Origin of the sequence: Vibrio ulleungensis (assembly GCF_016900875.1) — a bacterium.
Classification (GTDB): domain Bacteria; phylum Pseudomonadota; class Gammaproteobacteria; order Enterobacterales; family Vibrionaceae; genus Vibrio; species Vibrio ulleungensis.
In genome coordinates this window covers 198696-224600 of record NZ_JAFEUM010000006.1, presented here as the reverse complement: position 1 = coordinate 224600, position 25905 = coordinate 198696, and the positions used below count along the sequence as shown (strand labels likewise).

The following is a 25905-nucleotide window of genomic DNA, read 5'->3' as shown; positions in this document are numbered from 1 at the left end:
ATCAAGGCGCAGTAAAAGTAGTTTCAAAACTCAGTGGTGAAATATTCGTTCGAAAGGCGAAAAACTCCGTACGCTAATAAGCGCTCAAATTTTGATCGCACCCATACTTTTTAACATTGGCGTAACGAAATTTGTGGAAACGTTTACAGTTTAATCATTAAAAGTACAATTTCTCGTCTAATCTTCTACTATCTACTATAACTTACTTTAACAACTCACAATTTTAAGTCTCTGTTGCATATATAGGCATTAGACATCGACAGAGAACTTCAAATTGATTCCAGGGAGCAGTTGGGATATGGCGCAAACAATGAAAACGGTCGCATCAGGCCAACCTCAGCATCCGCCCCAAGCGACAAGAAAGCTTGGGCACGGCTTATCGCCATGGCTTTTCTTAGCACCAGCACTGATAATTTTCTCTATTTACGTTATCTATCCCATATTCCAAAGTATCTGGCTCAGTTTTTTTGACTGGGATGGTCTAGGCGAGAAAACCTGGGTAGGGCTAGATAACTACTATGAATTATTTGACTCCGATCTGTTTTATACCGCGCTCACCAATAACTTTTTGTGGCTTATCTGCTTTATGCTCGCGCCGCCCATTGGGCTTTTTATTGCCCTATTTTTAAACCAACAGGTATTTGGGATACGTGCGGTCAAATCACTGTTTTTCTTCCCATTTGTTATTTCACAAGTGGTGGTTGGTTTGGTGTTTGCTTGGTTTTATGACCCCTCTTTTGGTCTTCTCAATATCGCGAGGGAAGCTATCGGGTTACGGCCAATTTCGATACTCGCTGATGAAGATCTCGTGACTTACGGCATTATTGCCGCAGGTTTGTGGCCGCAGATCTCCTACTGCATGATTTTGTACTTAACTGGCCTCAATAATCTCGATCCCGAACAAATCGAAGCCGCTCGTTTGGACGGCGCAAAATCGTGGCGCATGTTGTGGTTTATTGTATTACCTCAGTTAAAACCAGCCACCTTTATCGCCATCGTTGTTACCGTGATTGGGGCACTACGTTCGTTCGACCTTGTCGCCACCATGACTGCTGGTGGCCCATGGGGCAGCTCAACCGTGCTGGCCTATCAAATGTACCAAGAATCAATATTTAACTACCGAATGGGGTATGGCGCGGCTGTTGCTGTGGTGCTGTTCTTAATCATGGATATCTACATTGCGTACTTCTTATGGCGGATGTTAAGGAGTGAAAAATAATGTTCCCACAACCGATACAAAAAGCAGGCCCTCTGGCCAATATCAGCTATCGTGCTGCGCTGCCATTTACCATTATTCTATGGTTGCTGCCCTTGCTCGCGGTAATGTTAACATCACTGCGCTCAATCGAAGATATCAACAAAGGCAACTATTGGGGATGGCCTGAAGAGATTCACTTTGTCGAAAACTACACCCAGGTCTTCACCTCAACCGCCATGGGCGATTACTTACTCAACAGTTTGATGATCACTATTCCTGCGGTCATGGGAGCAGTTGCGCTATCCACCCTCGCGGGTTTTGCACTGGCTAAATATCGATTCAAGGCCAACATTTGGATCTTTGCCATGTTCATTGGCGGTAACTTTGTCCCCTTCCAGATCCTAATGATCCCGGTTCGCGATTTAACCATCACCTTGGGTCTTTACGATACCCATTGGGCATTGATTTTCTTCCATGTCGCTTTCCAGGCCGGCTTTTGTACCCTCTTTATGCGTAACTTCATTGTCGGCATCCCCGATGCATTGATAGAAGCGGCACGTGTAGAAGGGGTAAAAGAGTGGCGCATCTTTACATTCATTGTGCTGCCTCTTGTAAGGCCCGCTTTAGCGGCTTTGGCGGTACTTGTCTTTACCTTTATTTGGAATGATTATTTCTGGGCACTCGTGTTGGTACAAAGTGACGATGTCCGACCGGTAACAGCTGGTCTCAGCTCCCTACAGGGCCAATGGCTCGCCTCTTGGCAGTTTATGTCAGCAGGTGCTGTCGTGGCCGCAATACCGCCAGTAATGCTGTTCTTTGCGATGCAAAAACACTTTATTGCCGGGTTAACCTTAGGTGCAACGAAATAGCACCTGTGCATGCACAACGACGACACATAACAACAATAAGTGGAACAGAGCCTTGCGCTCAATAATAAGGACCTTACCTATGAAATACGTGAAACACATTGCCGCTACTACAGCACTCGCAGCAACAGTTGCGACGTCTGCAATGGCTGGTACTCTGGTCATTAACTCCGATGCCTCCGACCCAGCACCTAAAGAAGCGTGGGCTGAGATCATCAACCGCTTTGAGCAAGCTAATCCAGATATCGAAGTCAAATATAACCTGTACGACCACGAGTCATACAAAACCACGATTCGTAACTGGTTGGTTACTTCGCCACCTGATGTCGTGTTCTGGTACGCAGGTAACCGTATGAAAGCGTTCGTTGACCGTGGCCTTTTTGAAGACGTCAGCGATATGTGGACGGCAAACGGCATGAACGAAGACTTTGCGGCCGCGCAACCTGCGATGACCGTAAACGGCAAGCAATATGGTGTGCCATACACTTACTACCAATGGGGTGTGTACTACCGCAAAGATATCTTTGAACAATATGGTATTAGCGAGCCAAAAACGTGGGATGAGCTAAAAGCCGCATCTGCGACATTAAAAGAAAACAACGTTGCACCGTTTACCATCGGTACCAAATACCTATGGACGGCTGCGGGTTGGTTTGATTACATCAACATGCGTACTAACGGTCTGGATTTCCACATCGAGTTGATGGACGGTAAAGTGCCCTACACCGATGATCGCGTGAAGAAAACATTTGCCAACTGGGCAGAATTGGTTGAGCCAGGTTACTACCTAGAAAACCACGCGTCTTATTCGTGGCAGGAAGCGCAACCATTCTTATACAACGGTGAAGCTGCAATGTACCTAATGGGTAACTTCATTACGCCAAACTTCCCGAAAGAGCTTGATGGTAAAATGGGCTTCTTCCAGTTCCCAAGCATCGATCCTTCTGTAGGTATGGCTGAAGATGCACCAATGGATACGATTCACATTCCATCGAAAGCGAAGAACAAAGAAGACGCACGTAAGTTCCTAGCCTTTGTTGCATTGCCAGAGAACCAGCAGTTAATTAACGAAATGCTGCTGCAAATTCCAACCAACAACAAAGCTAAAGCCAAATCTGACCCATTCCTAGATAAAGGTGTGGCAATGCTTGGCTCTGCAGACGGTACGGCTCAGTTCTATGACCGCGATACTGATCCTGCAATGGCGACTGAAGGCATGAAAGGCTTCCAAGAGTTTATGGTCCACCCAGACCGTATTGAGAAGATCCTTGAGCGCCTAGAGAAAACACGTCAACGTACGTTTAAATAAATAAGTAAAGACTCCTCCCCTAAAGAGCCTAAGGTGCAGCTACACTTTGGGCTCTTTTTTTAACTGTTGAGAGGCGCATATGATTGTATCATCACAGTAAAGAGGACAACTCTGAACTAAAGCTACGCTTTTGATATACTCGACGCATTAATCGATACCTACACACATTGAATGAACACCATACCTATACAAGCGTGGATTGGCGCAACTCGGCCAAAAACACTCCCCCTTGCCCTTTGTTCCATATTACTGGGCAGTACATTGGCGTATACCAATGGCTCGCTTTCAATAAGTACCTTAGTGCTTGCGATAGTCACCGCATCATTACTGCAAATACTGTCCAATTTGGCTAATGATTATGGAGACGCAGTAAAAGGTACTGACAACGAACAACGCATCGGCCCAACTCGCGCCGTACAGTCTGGTGATATCAGTTTACCTACCATGAAAAAGGCCCTTTGGGTCACGTCCTTGCTAACACTGGTATCTGGCTTAGCGTTAGTGATGATGTCGGTCAATACTCCCACTCAAATCGTGCTCTTTTTGGGTCTGGGCATCAGCTCGATGCTAGCCGCCGTCGCATACACGGTCGGCAAACGGCCATACGGATATTTAGGGCTAGGCGATCTTGCCGTGCTACTGTTTTTTGGGTTTGTTGGCGTGATTGGCAGCGAAATTTTGCACACTGGTGTGTTTACCCTGTTATCTCTTATTCCTGCCGCTGCCTGTGGTTTACTGTCGGTAGCGGTGCTCAACATTAACAACATGCGTGACATCGATAACGATGAAGCCAGCGGAAAGCACACCGTCCCTGTACGCATTGGCTTACAAAGCGCGAAGCAGTATCACCTAATTTTGTGCGGATTGGCCTGGGCTCTGTTTGCTTGTTATCTGGTGTTTATTGACGCCTCTATTTTGTCGATCGCGATTTACTCTATCGCGCTCGCCCCAATAGCCGTGCACTGCGGCAAGATCAAAGAGTGTGACTACCCTTCGCAGGTGGCCCCATTGATGGGCGATGTAGTCAAAACCGCACTGCTGGTTAATGTGGTATTTATCGTGGCGCTATTGGTGAATTAATTAGCGTGACCTCACAACGTTTGTTGAGTAAAGATTGCTTCTAATCATTGAATTCCAATAGCTTAGGGATATACTCAAACTTCATGCTAGCCGATAAAGGTGTAACGAGAATGGAATACAATACGTCTGCCCTATGCGATGTCTACCTAGATCAGGTTGATGTTGTTGAGCCCATGTTCAGTAATTTTGGTGGGAGCGCATCATTCGCAGGTCAATTGACCACGGTAAAATGTTTTGAAGACAACGGTATCATCCGCTCCATTCTCGAAGAAGACGGTGACGGTCGCGTGTTGCTGATTGATGGAGGCGGTTCACTTCGCCGTGCTCTTATCGATGCAGAGTTGGCTTCATTGGCCGAAGAAAATGATTGGGAAGGTATTGTGGTTTATGGCTGCGTTCGCGAGGTTGATGATCTCGAAGACATGAGTATCGGCATTCAAGCCTTAGCCTCAATACCGGTTGGCGCCGCGGCGCAAAACATCGGTGACATCGATGTGCCTGTCAATTTTGGTGGTGTGACATTCTTACCAGAAGATTACCTATACGCGGATAATACTGGCATCATCATTTCTCAAGAGCCTTTAGAGGTAAACTTCGACCTAGATAACGAAGTCGACGATATCGGAGAATAATCGCGCCACAACTCGGCAATAAATTGACCAGCCCCTATCTTGCTAAGCAAGAAATGAGCTGGTCTTTTTTTATGGCGGCTTATAGGCAGGCACTTAAAGAGCGTCTGGTAATGCCACTACTGCCATTGAAGATGAACCTATGAGTCACTATACCAATGACGAAAAGGTGGTGGCTATTCTCTTCGACACAACGCCTACACACCTCGCTTTTTTGACCATAAACAACATTTAGGCCGATTCCCTCGGCTACTGATTAAATACTCTACCGCGATCTAAGACCCTGATTTTTATATTCGGTATGCTGTTCACTTCATTCAATTGGGCAGCTTGCACGGAGCTTTGCAATGTTAGGACCTCATCGACATACTGCGATCAAATTGGCAGTATGCATCTTGATTCCGTTATTCATTTATATCCTTCCAACCTCAGCAATCCCGATACACGATCTCACCGTGACGCAACATCGTCTGCTCGCCATATTTGTAATGGCTGCACTGCTTTGGGTGTTGGAGCCCGTACCCGTCTTTGCCACCTCCATACTGATCATTACCTTGGAGTTGATATTCATTTCCAATAAGGGACTCGCCTCACTCACCAGCGCGTCGAGTGCAGAGAACCTAGGTGTTTTAGTGCCTTATACCGATATTTTTGGCGCATTTTCATCCCCTATTATTATTCTATTCATGGGCGGGTTCGCGTTAGCCATATCGGCCGCCAAGTACAATCTCGACAACAATTTAGCCCGCGTGTTACTCAAGCCTTTTGGTGAACAGCCCAGATTCATCATGCTAGGGCTAATGCTTATTACCGCCATATTCTCAATGTTTATGTCCAACACCGCGACGACAGTAATGATGTTGGCGCTGCTCAGCCCCATCGTGGCCGCCGCCCCTAAAGGCGATACCGGCATAAAAGCACTGGTACTGTGTATTCCTATTGCTGCAAATACCGGCGGGATGGCAACGCCCATTGGTACCCCGCCGAACGCCATTGCGTTGCAATACCTCACAGGTGAAAACAGCATTGATTTCCTAACGTGGATGAGCTTTGGGCTGCCCTTTGTCATTGTGCAGTTGGCCATAGCATGGCTGCTGCTGCAAAAGCTGTTTCCTGCTCAGCAAAAGTCGCTGCGTCTAGAGCTTAGTGGGCAATTTAGTAAACACTGGCGTGCCATCGTGGTGTACGTCACCTTCATCGCCACTATCCTTTTGTGGCTCACAACTAAGTGGCACGGTATGAATACTTACGTGGTATCCATCATACCGCTGGCGGTATTCACCCTTACCGGCATTATGGGCAAGTCAGAGATTAAACAAATCAACTGGGATGTGCTGTGGCTAGTGGCAGGTGGTATTGCCATTGGTATTGGCCTTGAGAAAACAGGTCTTGCAGTAGCGCTAGCGCACGCCATTGATTACGAGTCGCTGTCTGCATTTGCGGTTATTGTTACCTTGGCTTTAGTGTGCTGGTTGATGGCAAACTTTATGTCCAACACAGCCACCGCCAACTTACTGATGCCCATTGCCGCAGCCATAGGCAGCTCGATGAGCAGTCTTGAGTCCTTTGGCGGGATGCAGGGGTTACTTGTTGTTGTCGCCTTTGCGGCTTCACTGGGTATGATATTGCCTGTCTCTACCCCACCAAACTCATTAGCCTACTCGACAGGTTTGATAGAAAGCAGAGATATGGCAAAAGCGGGGATCATTGTCGGAATCATCGGTCTTTCGATCCTATTCGTCGCATTGATGATTCTCACCTAACAATCTGTTTTAGCGAAAATATTGCAACAAACAAGCCGCTATGATTAAGTAGCGGCTTGTCTGTTTTTACCACTACCACATTGGGAGCCCTAATGGGTTACGAATGGATGGCCCTAGCGGCCGCCTTTTTATGGGCATTTTCAAGCCTAATCTCCGTGACACCTGCCAAGCATTTAGGTCCATTTGCGTACAGTCGATGGCGCATGGGTGCCACCGCAGTCATATTAACCGCTATGGCGTTTGTGGTTGGTGGCTGGTCAAGCATCGAAATGAGCTACCTATGGCCAATGGCATTGTCGGGATTAATCGGCATATTCATTGGGGACACGGCACTTTTTGCGTGTATGAATCGTATGGGACCAAGGCAAGCGGGGCTGTTGTTTTCGTGTCACGCTCTGTTCTCTGCACTGCTCGGGTTTTGGTTGTTCGACGAGCGATTTCAAGGCTTAGAAATGCTTGGCGCTATTTTGGTGTTTAGTGGCGTGGTGTTTGCCATCTACTTCGGGCGCCGTGGCAATAGCCACGATTGGGAATCTATCCGTGGAAACCTGTGGTTTGCTGTGGGGCTGGGCCTTACCGCTGCATTGTGTCAGGCACTGGGCGGAATTATTGCTAAACCCGTTATGCAAACCGAAGCCGATCCTATTGCCGCATCCGCCATCCGAATGATCACCGCGTTCATAGCCCACTCACTGTTTTTAATCAGCGGAGCCAAACTGGCCAAAGCGCACAACCCGATGAACGTGAAGATGTTCTCTATTACCGTGGTCAATGGTTTTTTAGCTATGGCTGTTGGTATGACGCTGATTTTATTTGCGCTGCAAGAAGGTAATGTCGGCATGGTGGCACTGCTGTCGTCAACCACTCCAATCATGGTACTGCCACTGCTGTGGCTCTACACCAGAAAGCGTCCCAATAGATACTCATGGCTGGGTGCGGCGCTTGCCGTTGTCGGTACCGCGCTTATCGTCAGTTAATTTATGCTCGTGATACGGGAAACGCCAACACTTCATCAATGTGTGTTGCCTGTGTCGCCAGCATAACCAAGCGATCTATCCCTAACGCCACACCGGCACAATGGGGAAGCCCAGCCTGCAACGCCGCAATCAAGTGATGATCAATCGGTTGTTTGGGCAGCCCCATAGACTGCCTTTTTTGATTATCTTGTTCAAAGCGGCGCAACTGTTCATCGGCGTTTTGCAGCTCGTGAAATCCATTAGCCAACTCAACACCTTTAAAGTACACCTCAAATCGATCCGCAACTCTGGGGTCAGAGTCATTAATCTTAGCCAGAGCCGCTTGAGACGCTGGAAAATCGTACACCAATTCCGGAACTTGCTGTCCAATGTTTGGTTCTACACCGACACTGAATAATAATTGCAGTAAGGTATCTCGGTCGGATTCGCTGTGCGCCAAATCGGACATACCAAGTTCAGCCACTTTTTGTTGCAACTGTTCAACACTGGCTTCAAGCGGACACAAGGATAACTGCGCGATGAACGCTTGTTGATAGGTTGTTCTATCACAGTGCGTGATGGGCAGTACCCGTTGCAAAAGCTCGGACATTTCATCCATTAGTGCATGATGGTCAAACCCCACTCGATACCACTCGAGCATGGTAAATTCTGGATTGTGAAAGCGACCCGATTCTTCGTTTCGAAACGCTTTGTTGATTTGATATATACAGCCGCTACCCGCAGCAAGGAGCCGCTTCATGTGGAATTCAGGACTGGTCATGCAATACAGCGTCTGCCCATTGGCAAACCCAGGACCAACAAACTGGGTTGAGAAGGTGTGCAAGTGAATATCGGTCACTGTCGCTTGGCTAAAAGCCGGAGTATCGGCTTCCCATACATCACGCTGGCTAAAAAACTGACGTATAGACGCAATAATTTGAGCGCGTTGCTTTAGCGATGCTATCGATGCACTAGGTTTCCAATCGTGGTTCACTGGGTACTTCCTCTTTCAATGGTCGCTGCCGATAATAAAGCCCGCACAGAATCTTGCAACCATCAATATTAGCATCGACAATCAACGGAGAAATTTTTACAAGAAATCGTTGCAAGCCTTTGTTTCTAAGTCTTTTGTTGGATTATTGTCAGCAAACGTAAAATTAAGAGCAGCGTCACAGTTCGCAACAAATCCATGACTCACTTAGCAGAATCGAGTGAAAAAGGAGCCAGAGTCAATTTAATCGTCAAGGTAAAGCTCTACTATACCCCTAGTTTCTTTGATGATTTAACATTCCTCATGCCTATCACACTCATGCATACATGACTGTGAACATGGCATCTTTGACCTTGTGGAGGGTAACTGTGAAAACCATAACCACAGATATCGCTGTCATTGGCGCTGGAGGTGCGGGACTTCGTACCGCTATCGCTGCTGCTGAAGCGAATCCAGATCTTGAAATTGCACTCATTTCCAAAGTCTATCCAATGCGTTCCCATACTGTGGCCGCAGAAGGTGGATCCGCTGCCGTTGTAAAAGACGAAGACAGCTTAGACAATCACTTTAACGACACCGTAGGCGGTGGCGATTGGTTGTGTGAGCAAGACGTTGTGGAATACTTTGTTGAAAATGCCACTCGCGAAATGATCCAAATGGAACAGTGGGGCTGCCCTTGGAGCCGCAAAGAGAATGGCGAGGTCAACGTGCGCCGCTTTGGCGGAATGAAAGTAGAACGTACGTGGTTCGCGGCCGATAAAACTGGCTTCCACATGCTTCATACTCTGTTTCAAACCTCCATCAAATACCCACAAATCAAACGATACGACGAGTACTTTGTGGTCGACTTATTGGTCGATGATGGCGAAGTTCAAGGCCTGATTGCCATTCATATGTCTGAAGGTGAGTTGGTTGCCATCAAAGCTAAATCGGTGGTACTTGCAACCGGCGGTGCTGGACGTGTGTACCACACCAATACCAATGGTGGCATTGTGACGGGCGATGGCATGGCGATGGCTTATCGTCATGGCGTACCATTGCGTGATATGGAATTTGTGCAATACCACCCAACAGGTCTGCCAGGTACTGGCATACTCATGACCGAAGGGTGTCGTGGTGAAGGTGGCATCATCGTCAATAAAGATGGCTATCGTTATCTACAAGATTATGGCATGGGGCCTGAAACCCCAGTCGGTGAACCAAAAAACAAATACATGGAACTTGGTCCGCGCGATAAAGTCTCGCAAGCGTTCTGGCACGAGCAGCAAAAAGGCAATACCATCGAGCACCCACTGGGTGATGTGGTTCATCTCGACCTTCGCCACTTAGGGGAAGAGTACCTGCAAGAGCGCCTGCCATTTATTTGTGAACTGGCTAAAGCGTACGTGAATGTTGATCCGGCTAAAGAGCCTATTCCAATTCGACCTACCGTTCACTACACCATGGGCGGAATTGAAACCGATCCACAGTGTGAAACACGAATCAAAGGTCTATTTGCGGTTGGTGAATGTGCTTCCGTTGGCTTACATGGTGCAAACCGCCTAGGATCGAACTCGCTGGCTGAGTTTGTAGTATTTGGCCGCGTTGCTGGTGAGCACGCAGTAAAACGTGCCAGCGAATTTAGCGGTTGGAACGACGACGCCATTCAAGCCCAAATTGATGATGTTCAAGCACGTATTGACGCACTTCGTAGCCAAGAAGGCGACGAAAACTGGTCTGATATTCGTACCGAAATGGGTCACGCGATGGAAGCGGGTTGCGGTATTTATCGTCGTGAAGACTTAATGCAACAAACCATCGACAAATTGGCCGAGCTAAAACAGCGCTACAAAAACATCAGCATCAAAGATAAGGGCAGCGTATTCAACACTGACCTTCTATACGCCATCGAAATTGGTTACGGACTGGATGTTGCTGAAGCCATGGCGCACTCTGCGATTTTGCGTAAAGAATCTCGCGGTGCCCACCAACGTCTTGACGATGGATGCACAGAGCGCGATGACGACAACTTCCTTAAACACAGTCTGTCGTTCTATCAAGCCGACAGCGCCCCAACCATCGACTACAGCAAGGTGACGATCACCAAATCACAGCCTAAAGCTCGTCTTTATGGTGAAGCCGCAGAAAAAGCCGCTGCCGAAGAGAAAGCAGCAGCAGAGGCTACTGAGTCCAATCAAACAGAACAAGGAGAGCAATAATCATGTCTCCAAATCGTATTCAAAAAGTCAGTATCTCGCGTTATGATCCAGAAAAGGATGACGCTCCGTACCTGCAAACCTTTGATGTGCCCTTTGACGAGACGATGTCGGTTCTCGATGCTATTGGCTACATTAAAGATAACCTAGACAAAGACTTAGCCTATCGCTGGTCTTGTCGAATGGCTATTTGTGGCTCGTGTGGGATCATGGTAAACAACGTACCAAAGCTGGCGTGTAAAACGTTCCTGCGTGAGTATCCATCGGGCGTCACAATTGAAGCACTTGCAAACTTCCCAATCGAGAAAGATCTCATTGTGGATATGACTCCGTTTATTGAGCGCCTTGAAGCGATCAAACCATACATTATTGGTAATGATCGCACGCCTGAAGACGGCACCAACATTCAAACTCCAGAGCAAATGGCTCGCTACAAGCAATTTGCGGCCTGCATTAACTGTGGTCTGTGTTATGCCGCATGTCCTCAGTTTGGTCTAAACCCAGAGTTTATCGGTCCAGCAGCGCTGACTCTTGCGCACCGTTACAATCTGGACAGCCGTGACAACGGTAAAGACGAGCGCATGAAGCTGATCAATGGCGAAAATGGCGCTTGGGGCTGTACATTTGTCGGTTACTGCTCTGAAGTATGCCCGAAAAGTGTCGATCCTGCTGCTGCGGTCAACCAAGGTAAAATCGAGTCATCAAAAGACTATGTGATTGCAATGTTTAAACCAGAGGGGGCTTCACATGACTAAACGTAAGCCGTATGTAAAACCAATGAAGGCAACTTGGTGGAACAATCACCCGTTCTACCGTATGTACATGCTGCGTGAAGCTACAGTACTGCCTCTTATCTTGTTTACTCTGTTTCTTACCGCTGGGCTGGCCAGTCTGGTCAAAGGTGCCGATAGCTGGGAAGCTTGGCTTATCTTTATGGCCAACCCCGTAGTCGTCGCAATCAACATCGTTGCACTCGCGGGCAGTCTATTTCATGCGCACACTTTCTTCGGCATGATGCCACAAGTGATGCCTATCAAAATCAAAGGCAAAACATTGGATAAGAAGATCATTGTCTTATCACAATGGGCTGCTGTAGCAATCATCTCTTTGATTGTGTTGATCATTGTATAAGGAGCAATAAAGATGGTTAATAAAAATCCGCGTCGCTCTGAAGAGCCAATTTGGTGGGGCCTATTTGGTGCCGGTGGTACTTGGTTTGCGATGATCACTCCAGTGACCGTTTTGGTGTTAGGGATATTAGCCCCGCTAGGTATTATTGATGCTGAAGCAATGAGCTATGAACGTGTTGCCGACTTTGTCACAAGCTTTATTGGGGCTTTGTTTGTTATTGGTACGCTTGCGCTACCGATGTGGCATGCAATGCACCGCTTACACCATGGTATGCATGACCTGAAGATCCATGCTGGTACGTTAGGTAAAGTATTGTGCTACTTCGTGGCAGGCTTTATTACGGTGTTATCCGTAATATTCATCTACATGGTTTAGGTTGACGAAAAAGCACTAACCAAAGAGCGACGGGCATCCTGTCGCTCTTTCTGTATCTAGGCGCGCATTTAGAGCAGCCAAAGCACTGACCTGATCATTGTTGCTAGTTAATCGCTTCTATTGGTAAGAGCACTGCGCATAAAAAATGCCGAAAGCATTGCTGTTCGGCATTTTCTTACTTAACACATCACCAAGATAGGCTGATTATTTTACACGGCCTACGTATTCGCCAGAACGTGTATCCACTTTAATCACTTCACCAATCTGAATGAACAGAGGAACACGAACCACAGCACCTGTAGTCAATGTTGCAGGTTTGCCACCTGTACCTTGAGTATCGCCTTTAAGGCCAGGATCGGTCTCAACCACTTCCAGTTCAACAAAGTTTGGTGGTGTTACCGTAATCGGCGTACCATTCCACAAAGTAAGCATACATGTGTTGTTTTCAACCAACCACTTCGCGTTTTCACCCACAGCTTTCACGTCTGCAGCAAGTTGCTCAAACGTTTCGTTGTTCATAAAGTGGTAGAATTCGCCGTCGTTATATAGATAATCTAGGTCGATATCCATAACGTCTGCTAATTCAAATGATTCACCAGACTTAAAAGTCTTTTCTAAAACTTTACCAGACAACAGCTTACGGATTTTCACGCGGTTAAATGCTTGTCCTTTACCTGGTTTAACGTATTCGTTTTCCAGGATTGTGCAAGGCTCGTTATCAAGCATCAGCTTTAGGCCGCCTTTAAATTCATTGGTACTTACAGTAGCCATGTTTTCCTCTTAAACTGATTAGAGTGTTTTTAATGCCGCACATCATAACCCGAAATATCGAAACTGTTGAGCAAAACTGGCTATTTGAACTAGCCAATGGGATCTCCGATCCCCAAAAGCTGCTCAATCTACTCGAAATCGACTCAAACGAGCTTAAAAAAGGGTTTGAAGCACGTAAATTGTTCGCGCAACGTGTACCGTTAAGTTTTGTGGCAAGAATGGAAAAAGGCAACCCAAACGACCCGTTGCTGCTGCAAGTTTTGCCCTCTGCACAGGAATTTGACGTTGCACCCGGTTTTATAACTGATCCTCTCGACGAGCAGCGCAACGGCCAGCCTGGACTGCTGCACAAATATAAAAATCGTGCACTCATGGTCTTAAAGGGGGGATGTGCGATCAATTGTCGATACTGCTTTAGACGTCACTTTCCTTATCAAGACAACCCAGGCAATAAACACGTTTGGCAAGCCAACATAGATTACATTGCTCAGCACCCACAAATTAATGAAGTAATTTTGTCGGGTGGTGACCCTCTGATGGCGAAAGACAGTGAACTCTACTGGCTGATCACACAACTTGAACAAGTGCCGCACGTTAAGAGGCTGCGCATCCATACACGACTTCCTGTTGTGATCCCATCACGTATCACTGATGAGCTTTGCGATATGCTAGATCAGTCGCGTTTTAAGGCGATATTAGTCACCCACATCAACCATCCGAATGAGATAAACCACGAAGTAAGCCATGCTATGGCAAAGCTTAAAAAGGCCAATGTTCACTTGTTAAACCAAGGGGTATTGCTCAAGGGAATCAACAACTGTGTCGATACCTTGGTAACGTTGTGTGAATCGCTTTTTGATGCTGGCATTCAGCCCTACTACCTGTTTGCGCTCGATAAAGTTCAAGGAGCCGCGCACTATTACGTCTGCGATGACGATGCACGGCAGTTAATGCAAGGCCTAGTCAAAGAAGTGTCGGGCTATATGGTGCCAAAGCTCGCACGAGAAATTGGAGGCCGCCCAAGTAAAACGCCCCTAGATCTTCATCTCGAATAAAAGCGCCGTACTAGAATTTTGCCACGGGACCTGTGGCACATCAATACCGACCTACAGCAATCGCATTGTCATGTTTCTAATCCGTCAATGTACCACTCAGTGTAAATACCACGCTGAGCCTTTAGGGTGCACGTCGTTTCCCCAACATGGTGCACTACTCTTTAGTTATCAGCTCAAATAATTAAAAACATGTCAGAAACCATTGGCATAACAACCTTATAAGCCTATGTAAAATAATACCTAGATCAATGGAACGTAACTTGCTAAATAAGTTCATATCAGCGTCATACAAGGATCGGTAAATGACTACGACATGGATACAAATGAGTGCATCTGGCCTTTATCGGTGGACGATTTTGGGCACGGTGACTGGATTAGGGTTGCTGTCACTAGAGTTTTTGCAAGCAAGCATCGCAGTATTCGCTGCACTCTTGACCAGCAACCTCTACTTTATTCGGCTTCTGCAAAAGGATATGCAGCAGTTGAGTATCGAACTGACACACCACATTGAGGGCGCACCTTTCTCGTTTACTTCGGTTGGCAAAGGCCCACTTAAGCCCCTGTTTCCTATTCTAGATGATTTAACACGGCTCACTCATCGAACAGAAAAAAGTCTGATTGCGAAGCAACACGAGATGCACTTTTCAGCCAGCGAGCTATCACATAACTCAGAAGCTGTGGCTCAGCTATGTGAACAACAAGCGCAAGATACTCTTACTGCGGCTGCGGCCATGACAGAGATGAGCCAAAGCATCGAAGAAGTCACCCAGCACGTTGCCAAGACCCATGCTGCGATCAGTGAAGGACAGATCCAGTGCGATCGCGGAAAACAGATGATGCAACAAACTCAGCAGCAAGTAACCGATGTCAGTGACAATATTGTGCAGATGGAAAGCAGCCTTAAAAGCCTTGAAAGTAAGCTGCATTCGGTTGAGGAAATGTCGACCTTCATTCGCGATATCGCGGAACAAACCAATCTGTTAGCGCTCAATGCGGCCATCGAAGCCGCGCGAGCCGGAGAGTACGGGCGAGGGTTTAGTGTTGTCGCAGACGAAGTGAGAAATCTTGCGCAGCGAAGCCATCAATCTGCTCAAGCGATCACCGCGCAGGTGAACGATGTATCGACCAATATGACGCAGGCCATCGAGCAGCTTCAAAAGGTTAACGGAGCAAGCTTAGAAAGCCAACAAGGCACTGAAAAAACCATTAAAACTATCGATGAAACGGTCACCATCATTGAGCACTTAACATTAGAAATTGCTGGCATCGCAAGTGCCTCAGAACAGCAAGCCAGTGCATCACGGGAGATTTCTCAAAGTATTGAAAGCGTGGCAAACAGCGCCACAAGTAACGCCAATATCGCCACTCAAAATGCCAATGTCGCCGCACATTTAAAAGCGATCACTCACATGGAAGAGGACACACTATGATCAGCGCATCGTCTCATCTACTGACCCTATCAATAGCATTCTTACTACTGAGCCTAATCGGCATCGCCATCGGCGTGCAGTTCCATGCGACTAAGCGATATCAGCGCCATGTTAAAGATGGGCTAACTTATTTGTCTTCATTTCGACAACTGCTCAACCTAATCCAGCAACATCGCGGGGTGAGCAACGGGGTGCTATGTGGGGATACATCATTAAGTACTCGACTGCCTGTACTGCAAGCAGAGGTTAACGACCAAATTACTTGGCTTAACCACAATAACTCGTGGCTTGCACACAATCCAAATTGGCAAGGTATTGTGCTTCACTGGCAGCAACTGTCGCGAAACTATTCCACTCTCACGTCAATGAACTGTATTAGTCAGCACAGCAAAATGATTGCAAACCTGTTGTATCTCATTGATGACAGCTGTGAATATCATAAGCTGTATGAACTTAAAAATACCGACGGTGACTCAGTACGCTATCTGTGGCAAGACCAATTGGAAGCCGCTGAATGGGTGGGGCAAGCAAGAGCTGTCGGAACCGGTGTAGCGGCAACGGGGCAATGCTCAAGCGTTGAGAGAATACGGCTCAAATACTTGCATACAGCAATTAAAGAGAATCTCAGTGCCCTTCACGTGGACAATGACGCCAAACTGATTCAATTGCTGGAGGTGATTGACCTTAACCTGCTCAGCCCAGCGCCACACTGCTCAGCTGAATATTATTTCGATTTGGCCACCGCTGCCATAGAGCAAATTTATACCAGCTTTGATCAGCAATTGTTGTCCATTAACCAAAAATCTAAATGGAACAGTCCAAGCAGCCAATTACTGATTTCATAAAAAAATCCCTAGCGGGAAAACTCGGCATCACGCTAAGTTCACTCGCTAGGGATTTTTTTGAAAGCCGTCGAATTACTCGACTTCTTCCATCTTACCAAGTAGGCCACGGATGCGAGTTTGCCACGCTTCGTGATCAGTCTTAAGCTGTGCGTTTTGCTGCTCTAGTTCAGCATAACCGCTTTGTAGAGAGTTCGCTTTTTGCTCAAGTTCGCCTTTTTGCTCTTTTAGTTCTTCTACTTCCATTTGCAATAGAGCAATGGTGTCTACAGCAGTTTGGATCTTCTGCTCTAGCTGTTCTAATACTTCTAACGACATATCTGCCTACCTAGTTATCTTGGGATAGTTCTTAGTTATTCGGATCATTCTACTCAGGCTAACGCATTTGGGCACTCCCTATCTGTGTTTTTTTGATTGATTGGGCATTTTTTAAACCGTTATTGACCGAAAACTTGCAAAGCCCCTTTTCTGCAACTAGGCCGGTTAAAAAAGCGACGACAAACCGACACAACAATGAGGTACATCAATCTACAGCGCAAACGTTTGGCTGAAAGTGTGCTAGAATCCCGCGCAATTATTTACAGCTTTCCAAATTGAACTTTACTGCATGTGACTACATGCACTCCCTAAGCAAGTGAGGACATAATGAAACGCGATTTAGCAATGGCTTTTTCACGAGTGACAGAAGGCGCAGCGTTAGCTGGATACAAATGGCTAGGACGTGGCGACAAAAATGCCGCAGATGGTGCTGCGGTAGAAGTGATGCGCAACCTGCTAAATAAAACGGACATTAGCGGCGAGATTGTTATCGGTGAAGGTGAAATTGATGACGCTCCAATGTTGTACATTGGCGAACAAGTCGGCCTTGGCGGCGACGCAGTAGACATCGCCGTTGACCCTATTGAAGGGACACGCATGACGGCAATGGGTCAATCAAACGCACTGGCTGTATTAGCGGCTGGCGAAAAGGGAAGTTTCTTAAAAGCACCTGACATGTACATGGAAAAGTTGGTTGTTGGCCCTGGTGCAAAAGGGGTGATAGACCTCGATCAACCGCTTGCCGACAACTTAGTTAACATTGCTAAGGCGCTGAACAAGCCGTTAGAAGCACTCACGGTGATCACTTTGGCCAAGCCACGCCACGACGCCATCATTGCCGAAATGCAAGCAATGGGTGTACGCGTATTTGCGGTGCCAGACGGCGACGTTGCGGCTTCTATTCTTACTTGTATGCCAGACAGCGAAGTTGATGTCATGTACTGCATCGGCGGCGCACCTGAAGGCGTTGTTTCGGCAGCGGTTATTCGCGCACTCGATGGCGACATGCATGGCCGCCTCATGGCGCGTCACGATGTAAAAGGCGATACCGAAGAAAACCGTCGCTGGGGCGAAGAAGAGCTCAAACGTTGTAAAGAGATGGGTGTTGAAGCCAATATTCGTTTAAAAATGGACGACATGGCTCGCAGCGATAACGTGGTCTTCGCAGCAACAGGCATCACCAAAGGTGACCTCCTAGAAGGGATCACTCGTCAAGGCAACATCGCAACCACCGAGACTTTGTTGATCCGCGGTCGCTGCCGTACGATCCGCCGTATCAAGTCTATTCATTACCTCGAGCGTAAAGACGACGAAGTTCGCGATTTCATTTTGTAATCCGTTAACTTCAACTCGATCACCATCAAGGCTCCTAGATTCTAGGAGCCTTTTTCATTCCCGCATAATTAACAAACCGTTTACTTTATTTATCGATTCAAGGATAATCTTTGGCACACCAGAGGGAGTGGTATGAAAACGGTTGATCTGATACTGCAAAAAGTAAAACGCCAAGGAACGGTAACTGCCAAGCAGTTATCGGTGGATCTTAATATCACGACTATGGGCGCTCGTCAGCACCTTCTTGCGCTTGAGGAAGACGGTATTTTGAGCTTTCACGATATTAAAGCCAAAGTCGGACGACCAACTCGGCACTGGACACTTACCGCGAAAGGGCATGCACAATTTACCGACCGCCATGGCGAATTGGCCATCCAGTTTATTGACGCCATCGAATCTTTATACGGTAACGAAGGGGTCGAAAAAATCACCCTGCAGCGTGAAGAAAAAGCCCTCGAAACCTATCAAACGGCTATGCAATCTGGGCAAAGCTTACAGCAAAAGCTGCAAATATTGTGTGAATTGCGCGACCAAGAAGGGTATATGGTTGAGCTGGAAGTTCACCCTGACCACTTCTTATTGATCGAAAATCATTGCCCTATTTGCCAAGCGGCTAAGCGCTGTCCATCACTGTGCCATTCTGAACAGCGCATCTTTAAGCAGGTATTAAAAGAGCATGCTTTTCTTGAGCGCAATGAACATATTGTTTCTGGGCAGCGTCGCTGCGTCTACAAAATCACCCCACTTGGCTAATTTAGCGCACTCTGTTCCTCTCAAAAATGAGAAGCATTATCTCTGACTCACCTCGTATGCTTAATTAATAAGCAGTGCAAGGAAGGTGAGCTATGCAGTTGGTGTATCAAGAAGACAAACTCGACTTTGACGCTTTGGTCAAAATGGCCAAGGACGATCCACAGCAATTTGAACGCTACCGACAACAGCAAATTGAAGACGCGATTGTCAATGCCTCCCCCGAAATGCAGCCAAGGCTTCGCGCACAACAGAGCCACATAGATAGAGTCATAGAAAGCTGCAATAACCCGCATCAAGTCAATGTAAAACTGTACTCCGAGCTACAAAAACAGTTGCGTAAACTAAACACCGCACTGGGTGAGTTGCGCGGCGAACAGCCCGAAACCCCGACGCATTCAGCAAAAGTTTTACAGTTTGGTCGCCATTAGATTGGCCGACCCCCATCATAACCATCTGAATATAAACCGTTATTGAATCATGATACCGTGGCTGTGACTCTCGCAACCACGGTCTCAATGGCTTCGAACTATCGACTTGGGCCAATAAGGTCTTGCCATTTTATTCCGCACATATCGAGCAATCCGTCTACACTCATTCCCTAGGGTAGAAAATAACCGTAAAGTCATGACTCGTGTCATGTTAAATCTGATTATTTCTGTTATATTCCTACACCATATTTGTTTATTTTTTACATTGAAATGATAGAGAGGATGCTATGCGTCAGCCTGTAGTTATGGGAAACTGGAAACTAAATGGTAGCAAGGAAATGGTTGTTGACTTGCTTACTGGTCTTAATGCGGAATTGGAAGGCGTAACGGGCGTAGACGTTGCTGTCGCTCCACCAGCACTATTCATCGATCTTGCAGAGCGTACTCTGACTGACGCTGGTAGCGCTGTGATCCTTGGTGCTCAAAATACTGACGTTAACAACAGCGGCGCATTCACTGGCGATATGTCTCCTGCAATGCTTAAAGAGTTTGGTGCTTCTCACATCATCATCGGTCACTCTGAGCGTCGTGAATACCACGCAGAATCAGACGAGTTTGTTGCTAAGAAATTTGGCTTCCTAAAAGAAAACGGCCTAACACCTGTTCTATGTATCGGTGAATCTGAAGCTCAAAACGAAGCGGGCGAAACTGAAGCTGTTTGTGCACGTCAAATCGACGCTGTTATCAACCTACTAGGTGTTGACGCGCTACAAGACGCTATCATCGCGTACGAGCCAATCTGGGCTATAGGTACTGGTAAAGCAGCGACAGCTGAAGATGCACAACGCATCCACGCTTCTATCCGTGCTCACATTGCGACTAAGAGCCAAGCGATTGCTGATCAAGTAATCATCCAATATGGTGGTTCTGTTAAGCCTGAAAATGCTGAAGCATACTTCGCATGTCCAGACATCGACGGCGCTCTAGTTGGCGGCGCAGCACTAGACGCGAAAAGCTTCGCAGCTATCGCGAAAGCAGCAGCAAAAGCAAAAGCGTAATAACACGCCATCCAAATACCAAAAGGCCACCGCAAGGTGGTCTTTTTTATGCCCCAATTTCAAGCTTCTAGCCCATCGTCCCTAGCTTCTCGATTCTCGCCCCTCGCAGCGCAGCGTCCTCGCCCCTAGCCCTTCACCCACAAAAAAACCGCCTCGAAAGGCGGCTTATTCATATACATTGTGCAGTAAAAAGTTAGAACAACTCTTCAGCAACCTTGTACAAGTCTTTACGTACTGGGCGCTTCATGTTTTCAATCGCGTCAATGATGTCGTGGTGTACCAATTCTTCTTTTTGGATACCCACACAACGACCGCCATGGCCATCCATTAATAGATGTACCGCATAGTTACCCATACGCGACGCCAATACGCGGTCAAATGCTGTTGGACGACCGCCACGTTGAATATGACCAAGAACCGTTGCGCGAGTTTCGCGGCCGGTTGACTCTTCAATGCTTTTAGCAAGATCGTTCGAGTCCATCATCAGCTCAGTTAGGGCAATAATGGCGTGTTTCTTACCTTTTTTCATGCCTTCGTTAAGCTCAGCAATCAGCTCTTCTTTGCTCCATTGCTGCTCAGGAGTAATGATGTACTCACAACCACCCGCAATTGCAGACATAAGCGTCAAGTCACCACAGTGACGTCCCATGATCTCTACGATAGAGATACGTTGGTGAGACGACGACGTATCACGCAGACGGTCAATAGCATCAATAACGGTGTTTAGTGCCGTTAGGTAACCGATAGTGTAATCGGTTCCTGCAATATCGTTATCAATGGTGCCTGGAAGACCGATACAAGGGTAACCCATTTCAGTCAGTTTCTTCGCACCCATGTAAGAGCCGTCACCACCGATAACCACTAGTGCTTCGATGCCATGCTTTTTCAGGTTTTTGATCGCTTGCTCACGAACTTCCACTTCTTTAAATTCTGGGAAGCGTGCTGAACCAAGGAAAGTACCACCGCGGTTGATCACGTCAGATACGCTTGAACGATCCAGTTTCTCGATTCGGTCTTCATACAGGCCAAGATAGCCGTCAAATACACCGTAAACTTCAAGGTCTTTTGACAAAGCTGTACGTACCACACCGCGGATTGCTGCGTTCATTCCTGGCGCGTCGCCACCACTGGTTAGTACACCGATTTTTTTAATCATGTTCACCCTCAAACAGTTGGGAAAATTACAAATTTTTGTTGTGATTGCCGCATCAATCGTTGCGTGTCATTGAGCCCTACCAAAACAACACATTGCCGCGGCAATATCTGAAACTAAGCTACTTTTGTAACAGTATTACAATATAAACAAAAAATAGTGTTGATTCACATCAGATTCTACGTCTGCTTACAAAGATAGTCACTTGTAGCACATTCAACAAGCCCCCTGTGACATCACTTTCTCCGCCCCCACTCTCCACCCTAGCGATGAGCAAGGCTCAGGTAATAGTGTAAGCAAAAGCATCTACCCATCACCAAGACTGCAGTTGGTCTCGCTCTTTGGTGGGTACGACAGATTTAGGATCTTGGTGGATCAGCACATCCGAGTGTTCAAATCGCCGCATTATCTTTTCTTCAACTTCGTCGGCAATTCGATGTGCCTCGCGCAATGGAAGCTCATCATCCAATTCCAAGTGCAGTTGAATAAATCTTACTGGACCCGACATACGTGTGCGCAACTGATGAATCCCATACACACCGTCCACCTCACAGCTAATCGCTATGATTTCATCCAGCTCTTCTTGTGGCAGTTGCCTGTCCAACAAAGACTGTATGGCTTCTTTAAGCATTTGAAACGCGGAATACAAAATATAGAAGCCGATGCCAATAGCAAACACGGCATCCGCTTGTCCAAACCCATACCATGACAAACCAATAGCCACCATGATGGCCACATTCATATAGAGGTCGGTTTGATAATGCAAAGAATCGGCGGCAATCGCTTGGCTACCGGTTTTAGACACCACATACTTTTGAAAACGCACCAGCCCAAAGGTGACGAACGTGGCAAATAAAGTGACATAAATGCCTATTTGGGGCTGAGCCATATCTTGTGGATGGAACAATCTTTCGACGCCATGCAATAACAAGAACAGTGCGGAGCCAGAAATAAACATCGCCTGTGCCAAAGCGGCTAAAGATTCGGCCTTGCCATGCCCAAAGGTATGCTCTTTATCTGCGGGTTGCAGCGCGTATTTAATCACCATTAAATTCACGCCAGACGCGCCAATATCCAACAATGAGTCAATCAACGCAGCCAGCAAGCTAACTGATCCTGTGACCCACCAAGCGGCAATTTTTACAATTAAGAGAAGCGACGCAACTGCGGTTGCTAACCACGCGGCGGTTGTTACCAAGCGTGCATATTCAGTTTTCACAATAGAGAACAAGAGAAGAGAATCGTAACCAAAGTATAACAGGTCACCGATTAAGATTAAGCCATTCAACACCTTCCAAACAAAAAAACGCCCCAAACTCGAAAGTAAGGGGCGAACTGTGCCATGGATAGCAGGGAGTTAATTTATTAGATTAGAGCGATTACCAGCCTTTTTTTCCGCCTTTTTTACCGCCTTTTCCGTCTTTTTCGGCCATTTCAGCCATGCGCTCTGCTTGCAGTGTTTTTAGCTCAGCTTTTTGTTCATCGGTTAAAACACTCATCATTTCGTGTTGAAGCTCTAGCTTCTCTACGTAACGTGATTGCTGCATTTCAACCATTTTAGAAGCCAATTCTTGCGCTTGAGCTTCATCGAAGTCAGCCGACAATACTAGGTCAAGTTCTGCTGTTTTTGCCGCTTGCATTTCTGCCATGCGAACGTCGCGATTTTCTTCCATTTCAGCACGTTTAGCATCACGTTGTGTTTGGGCAATTTCTTTAAGTTGGTCTTTTTGCTCATCAGTTAGGTCGAGTTGACGAAGCATGCGATTATCCATTCCGCCGCGTTGTTCGCCACCTTTACCACCACCAAACGCCATTGCGCTCGCAGAACCTAGAGCTAAAGGGATTAGGACAGCTGCTAGAGCAATTTTTTTCATTTTCATGGGATGATCTCCATCTTTGGTTATGTAGTGTGGCTCGTTGGCCGTTGATGAGTTTAGAATAAGCGCTGCTAGGTAAACCGACGTATAGAGACTGTAAAGAAGAGTAAAGAACTGATTCGGCTCAGTAAAACGAGGTTACACTTTAGTGACTTTAAGGAGAGTCGCTGACACATAATTAAGAGGTACAAATGGCACATATTCTACTTGTTGACGACGACAAAGAACTCACCGGACTATTGAGCGATATACTGACGCTTGAAGGGTATCAAGTTTCAGTGGCCAATGACGGACAAGCGGGATTAGAAGCGGTTAATGACTCAATTGATTTAGTCTGCCTAGATATTATGATGCCGCGACTCAATGGTATCGAGATGCTAAAGAAGCTTCGCGAAAACTGGGAAACGCCGGTACTGTTCTTAACCGCTAAAGGGGAAGAGTGGGATCGCGTAATCGGCCTCGACTTAGGTGCCGATGACTTTTTGCCTAAGCCTTTTAGCGATCGAGAGCTACTCGCTCGCATTCGCGCCATCTTGCGCCGCACTCAACCTAAAGTCGAAGAGGTAAAGTCCTCGGATTCACTCTGTTATTTGGATATTTGTGTCAACTCGGGAACGCAAGAAGCCAGTTGCCAAGAGCAAGCCTTAGATCTTACGTCTACAGAGTTTGCGCTACTGGAGTACTTCATCAAAAACCCAGGCAATATTGTCACTAAAGAAGACTTAAGCCTTGAGGTGCTTGGTAAACGTCTTGCTCCGTTTGATCGTGCCATTGATATGCATGTGTCCAATTTACGTAAAAAGCTCCCAGAGCGAGAAGACGGCAAACCAAGGATCAAAACCTTGCGTGGCCGCGGTTATTTGTTAGTCGAGGTATAAATGAAAATCCCTGGTTGGTGTCGAGTTTCGAGTCTGTACGGCCGAATCTTTGCGATTTTTTGGACCACCATTTTATTGGTGCTGTTAACCGTGTTTGCAGTACAAAAAATGGATCCTCGTAAACCGACACTGATGTCTAAAGATCGTCTCTATGAAATCACCAAAGTGGTCGAACGCTTTGAGCGCCGCTATCAACACTACGAAAGTTTACCTACCGCAGTAAAAGAAATCGATCGCACTATCGTCGGTGGGCGTGATGCTCGCTACTACCTAGTCGATAAAGAAGACAACATCATAAGTAAAGAAAGTGGTATGAAGCAGCGCGCGTTGCAAAACTTCATTACCAACTTTACAGAATCAGAATCACCTAAACAGCAGCTATTCGGCCGATTTATGCTTGCCGGTCCATTCCCTGTGATTATTGCCGGTGAAGAACTGACCATGTACGCAGGCTTTAAGTGGGACCTTCCTCCCCCACTCGTGCTGCAACTGTTCGATAAGCCTTTCCAAATGCTGGTTGTAGTGATGTTGGTGAGCACCCCATTACTAATATCGCTTGCGTGGGCGTTAAGCCAGCCTGCCCGACGACTAGAAATGGCCGCAAAACGCGTAGCAAGGGGCGAGTTCACTCCCGACCCTAAGCTGGAAAAAGGGAGTGTCGACTTTAGACAAACCGGCAAGGCCTTTAACCAAATGGTCCTATCGGTCAACAATATGGTCTCCTCGCAGCAGAGGTTGTTATCGGACATTTCTCACGAACTTCGCTCACCATTAACTCGACTTAAAATGGCCAATGCATTGGCCTGTCGTAAACTGGGTGAGTCGGATGAATTAAGACGCATAGAAACTGAAGCGGATCGACTAGAACGTATGATCAGTGAACTGCTTAAACTCTCGAGAATGCAGATTGACGCCCACCAAACGCGAGAAAACCACACCGTAAAAGAGCTGTTCTACGACATGTTAGAAGACGCTTGTTTTGAAGCGGAGCAGTGCGAAGTTACGCTCAACTACAATGCATTGCCTCAAGTAAAACTTAACGGTAACTCTCAACTGCTAGAAAGTGCCGTGGAAAATATCGTGCGTAACGCCATCCACTATTCCAAACAAAAAGTGGATGTTATGTTTGCGGCCAGTGCCACCTCGCTGACTATTTTGGTTGATGATGATGGCCCTGGTGTAGAAGAGCATGAGCGCGACGAAATTTTCCGCCCATTCTATCGAGTCTCGACAGCCCGTGATCGTGATTCGGGCGGTGCTGGCTTAGGCTTAGCGATTGCCTCTAGCGCAGTAGCACAGCACAGCGGCTCAATTAGAGCGCTAGAAAGCCCAAGCAAAGGCTTAAGAGTGGAGATTATCCTACCGATTGTTGGGTAGTCATCACCCGCATTAAAAACCCCGTGGCCACTGGCGCGGGGTTTTTATTTGTCGGTCATTGTTTAACGAGAAATAGAGGTTGAGGCGGTTCTTTGATTGAAATGTGGCAAGGAACTCTTTAGCCTTGGGAGCATTAT

The 25905-nt window shown here is 46.9% G+C and carries 26 protein-coding genes; 20 read left to right on the top strand and 6 right to left on the bottom strand.

Going from position 1 to position 25905, the window contains the following annotated elements; all coding sequences use genetic code 11:
* Window positions 1-298 precede the first annotated feature (298 nt).
* The 7 genes from JQC93_RS15290 (at window position 299) to JQC93_RS15260 (ending at window position 7822) form a co-directional block, all read left to right on the top strand.
* Window positions 299-1219 carry a carbohydrate ABC transporter permease gene (locus JQC93_RS15290; RefSeq protein ID WP_205159272.1) on the top strand — a complete coding sequence of 307 codons (921 nt, stop codon included), beginning with the start codon at window positions 299-301 and terminating at the stop codon, window positions 1217-1219.
* On the top strand, window positions 1219-2067 hold the full coding sequence (locus JQC93_RS15285) for a carbohydrate ABC transporter permease (protein ID WP_205159271.1): 849 nt from the start codon (window positions 1219-1221) through the stop codon (window positions 2065-2067). The genes JQC93_RS15290 and JQC93_RS15285 overlap by 1 nt, the downstream gene beginning before the upstream one ends.
* Window positions 2068-2146: 79 nt before the next feature.
* Complete coding sequence (locus tag JQC93_RS15280; protein WP_205159270.1) at window positions 2147-3373, top strand: ABC transporter substrate-binding protein; 1227 nt, start codon at window positions 2147-2149, stop codon at window positions 3371-3373.
* 171 nt (window positions 3374-3544) lie between these two features.
* On the top strand, window positions 3545-4453 hold the full coding sequence (locus JQC93_RS15275; protein ID WP_205159269.1) for a 1,4-dihydroxy-2-naphthoate polyprenyltransferase: 909 nt from the start codon (window positions 3545-3547) through the stop codon (window positions 4451-4453).
* A 110-nt stretch (window positions 4454-4563) separates the two neighbouring features.
* The gene (rraA, locus tag JQC93_RS15270) at window positions 4564-5085 is read left to right on the top strand and encodes a ribonuclease E activity regulator RraA (RefSeq protein ID WP_205159268.1); all 522 of its coding nucleotides are present in this window, start codon (window positions 4564-4566) and stop codon (window positions 5083-5085) included.
* 344 nt (window positions 5086-5429) lie between these two features.
* On the top strand, window positions 5430-6845 hold the full coding sequence (locus JQC93_RS15265) for an SLC13 family permease (protein ID WP_205159267.1): 1416 nt from the start codon (window positions 5430-5432) through the stop codon (window positions 6843-6845).
* 92 nt (window positions 6846-6937) lie between these two features.
* Window positions 6938-7822: a DMT family transporter gene (locus tag JQC93_RS15260; protein WP_205159266.1), complete on the top strand. Its 885-nt coding sequence runs from the start codon at window positions 6938-6940 to the stop codon at window positions 7820-7822.
* 1 nt (window position 7823) lies between these two features.
* Here the strand turns inward: JQC93_RS15260 and epmA are convergent, their stop codons facing one another.
* Entirely contained in the window at window positions 7824-8795 is a 972-nt protein-coding gene (epmA, locus tag JQC93_RS15255) for an elongation factor P--(R)-beta-lysine ligase (protein WP_205159265.1), read from the bottom strand.
* Window positions 8796-9160: 365 nt separating this feature from the next.
* Here epmA and frdA point away from each other — a divergent pair, with 365 nt between their 5' ends.
* The 4 genes from frdA to frdD are packed head-to-tail and all read left to right on the top strand — an operon-like array spanning window position 9161 to window position 12493.
* Window positions 9161-10990: a fumarate reductase (quinol) flavoprotein subunit gene (gene frdA / locus JQC93_RS15250; RefSeq protein ID WP_205159264.1), complete on the top strand. Its 1830-nt coding sequence runs from the start codon at window positions 9161-9163 to the stop codon at window positions 10988-10990.
* Window positions 10991-10992: 2 nt separating this feature from the next.
* Window positions 10993-11742, top strand: a complete 750-nt coding sequence (locus JQC93_RS15245; RefSeq protein WP_205159263.1) for a succinate dehydrogenase/fumarate reductase iron-sulfur subunit — start codon at window positions 10993-10995, stop codon at window positions 11740-11742.
* Window positions 11735-12118, top strand: coding sequence for a fumarate reductase subunit FrdC (frdC, locus tag JQC93_RS15240; RefSeq protein ID WP_205159262.1), 384 nt, complete (start codon window positions 11735-11737; stop codon window positions 12116-12118). Before JQC93_RS15245 ends, frdC begins: the two co-directional genes overlap by 8 nt.
* Window positions 12119-12130: 12 nt before the next feature.
* Window positions 12131-12493, top strand: coding sequence for a fumarate reductase subunit FrdD (frdD, locus tag JQC93_RS15235; RefSeq protein ID WP_084884121.1), 363 nt, complete (start codon window positions 12131-12133; stop codon window positions 12491-12493).
* Between the two features lie 204 nt (window positions 12494-12697).
* On the opposite strand, the gene efp is transcribed toward frdD, so the two are convergent.
* Window positions 12698-13264: an elongation factor P gene (gene efp, locus JQC93_RS15230; RefSeq protein WP_205159261.1), complete on the bottom strand. Its 567-nt coding sequence runs from the start codon at window positions 13262-13264 to the stop codon at window positions 12698-12700.
* A 32-nt stretch (window positions 13265-13296) separates the two neighbouring features.
* Between efp and epmB the strand changes: the two genes are divergently transcribed.
* From epmB to JQC93_RS15215, 3 genes are all read left to right on the top strand, one after another.
* Window positions 13297-14319, top strand: a complete 1023-nt coding sequence (epmB, locus tag JQC93_RS15225) for an EF-P beta-lysylation protein EpmB (protein ID WP_205159260.1) — start codon at window positions 13297-13299, stop codon at window positions 14317-14319.
* Between the two features lie 302 nt (window positions 14320-14621).
* On the top strand, window positions 14622-15749 hold the full coding sequence (locus tag JQC93_RS15220) for a methyl-accepting chemotaxis protein (protein ID WP_205159259.1): 1128 nt from the start codon (window positions 14622-14624) through the stop codon (window positions 15747-15749).
* Complete coding sequence (locus tag JQC93_RS15215) at window positions 15746-16594, top strand: hypothetical protein (protein ID WP_205159258.1); 849 nt, start codon at window positions 15746-15748, stop codon at window positions 16592-16594. The genes JQC93_RS15220 and JQC93_RS15215 overlap by 4 nt, the downstream gene beginning before the upstream one ends.
* A gap of 72 nt (window positions 16595-16666) precedes the next feature.
* Here JQC93_RS15215 and zapB read toward each other — a convergent pair whose 3' ends face one another.
* Complete coding sequence (zapB, locus tag JQC93_RS15210; RefSeq protein ID WP_084884113.1) at window positions 16667-16909, bottom strand: cell division protein ZapB; 243 nt, start codon at window positions 16907-16909, stop codon at window positions 16667-16669.
* A 327-nt stretch (window positions 16910-17236) separates the two neighbouring features.
* Between zapB and glpX the strand changes: the two genes are divergently transcribed.
* From glpX to tpiA, 4 genes are all read left to right on the top strand, one after another.
* The gene (glpX, locus tag JQC93_RS15205; protein WP_205159257.1) at window positions 17237-18244 is read left to right on the top strand and encodes a class II fructose-bisphosphatase; all 1008 of its coding nucleotides are present in this window, start codon (window positions 17237-17239) and stop codon (window positions 18242-18244) included.
* 132 nt (window positions 18245-18376) lie between these two features.
* Window positions 18377-18997, top strand: a complete 621-nt coding sequence (locus JQC93_RS15200; protein ID WP_205159256.1) for a helix-turn-helix transcriptional regulator — start codon at window positions 18377-18379, stop codon at window positions 18995-18997.
* A gap of 92 nt (window positions 18998-19089) precedes the next feature.
* Window positions 19090-19425, top strand: coding sequence for a DUF3135 domain-containing protein (locus JQC93_RS15195; RefSeq protein WP_205159255.1), 336 nt, complete (start codon window positions 19090-19092; stop codon window positions 19423-19425).
* A gap of 287 nt (window positions 19426-19712) precedes the next feature.
* Entirely contained in the window at window positions 19713-20483 is a 771-nt protein-coding gene (gene tpiA, locus JQC93_RS15190; RefSeq protein WP_084884106.1) for a triose-phosphate isomerase, read from the top strand.
* A 193-nt stretch (window positions 20484-20676) separates the two neighbouring features.
* On the opposite strand, the gene pfkA is transcribed toward tpiA, so the two are convergent.
* The 3 genes from pfkA to JQC93_RS15175 all read right to left on the bottom strand — a co-directional run bounded on the left by pfkA (window position 20677) and on the right by JQC93_RS15175 (window position 23516).
* Window positions 20677-21639 (bottom strand): 6-phosphofructokinase, encoded by a 963-nt coding sequence (gene pfkA / locus JQC93_RS15185; RefSeq protein ID WP_205159254.1) that lies wholly within the window; start codon window positions 21637-21639, stop codon window positions 20677-20679.
* A gap of 310 nt (window positions 21640-21949) precedes the next feature.
* Window positions 21950-22855: a CDF family cation-efflux transporter FieF gene (fieF, locus tag JQC93_RS15180; protein WP_205159320.1), complete on the bottom strand. Its 906-nt coding sequence runs from the start codon at window positions 22853-22855 to the stop codon at window positions 21950-21952.
* A 160-nt stretch (window positions 22856-23015) separates the two neighbouring features.
* On the bottom strand, window positions 23016-23516 hold the full coding sequence (locus JQC93_RS15175; RefSeq protein WP_205159253.1) for a CpxP family protein: 501 nt from the start codon (window positions 23514-23516) through the stop codon (window positions 23016-23018).
* Window positions 23517-23704: 188 nt separating this feature from the next.
* On the opposite strand from JQC93_RS15175, the gene JQC93_RS15170 reads away from it, so the two are divergent.
* Both JQC93_RS15170 and cpxA read left to right on the top strand, forming a co-directional pair.
* Window positions 23705-24391, top strand: coding sequence for a response regulator (locus JQC93_RS15170; protein WP_205159252.1), 687 nt, complete (start codon window positions 23705-23707; stop codon window positions 24389-24391).
* Complete coding sequence (gene cpxA / locus JQC93_RS15165) at window positions 24392-25768, top strand: envelope stress sensor histidine kinase CpxA (RefSeq protein WP_205159251.1); 1377 nt, start codon at window positions 24392-24394, stop codon at window positions 25766-25768.
* Window positions 25769-25905 lie beyond the last annotated feature (137 nt).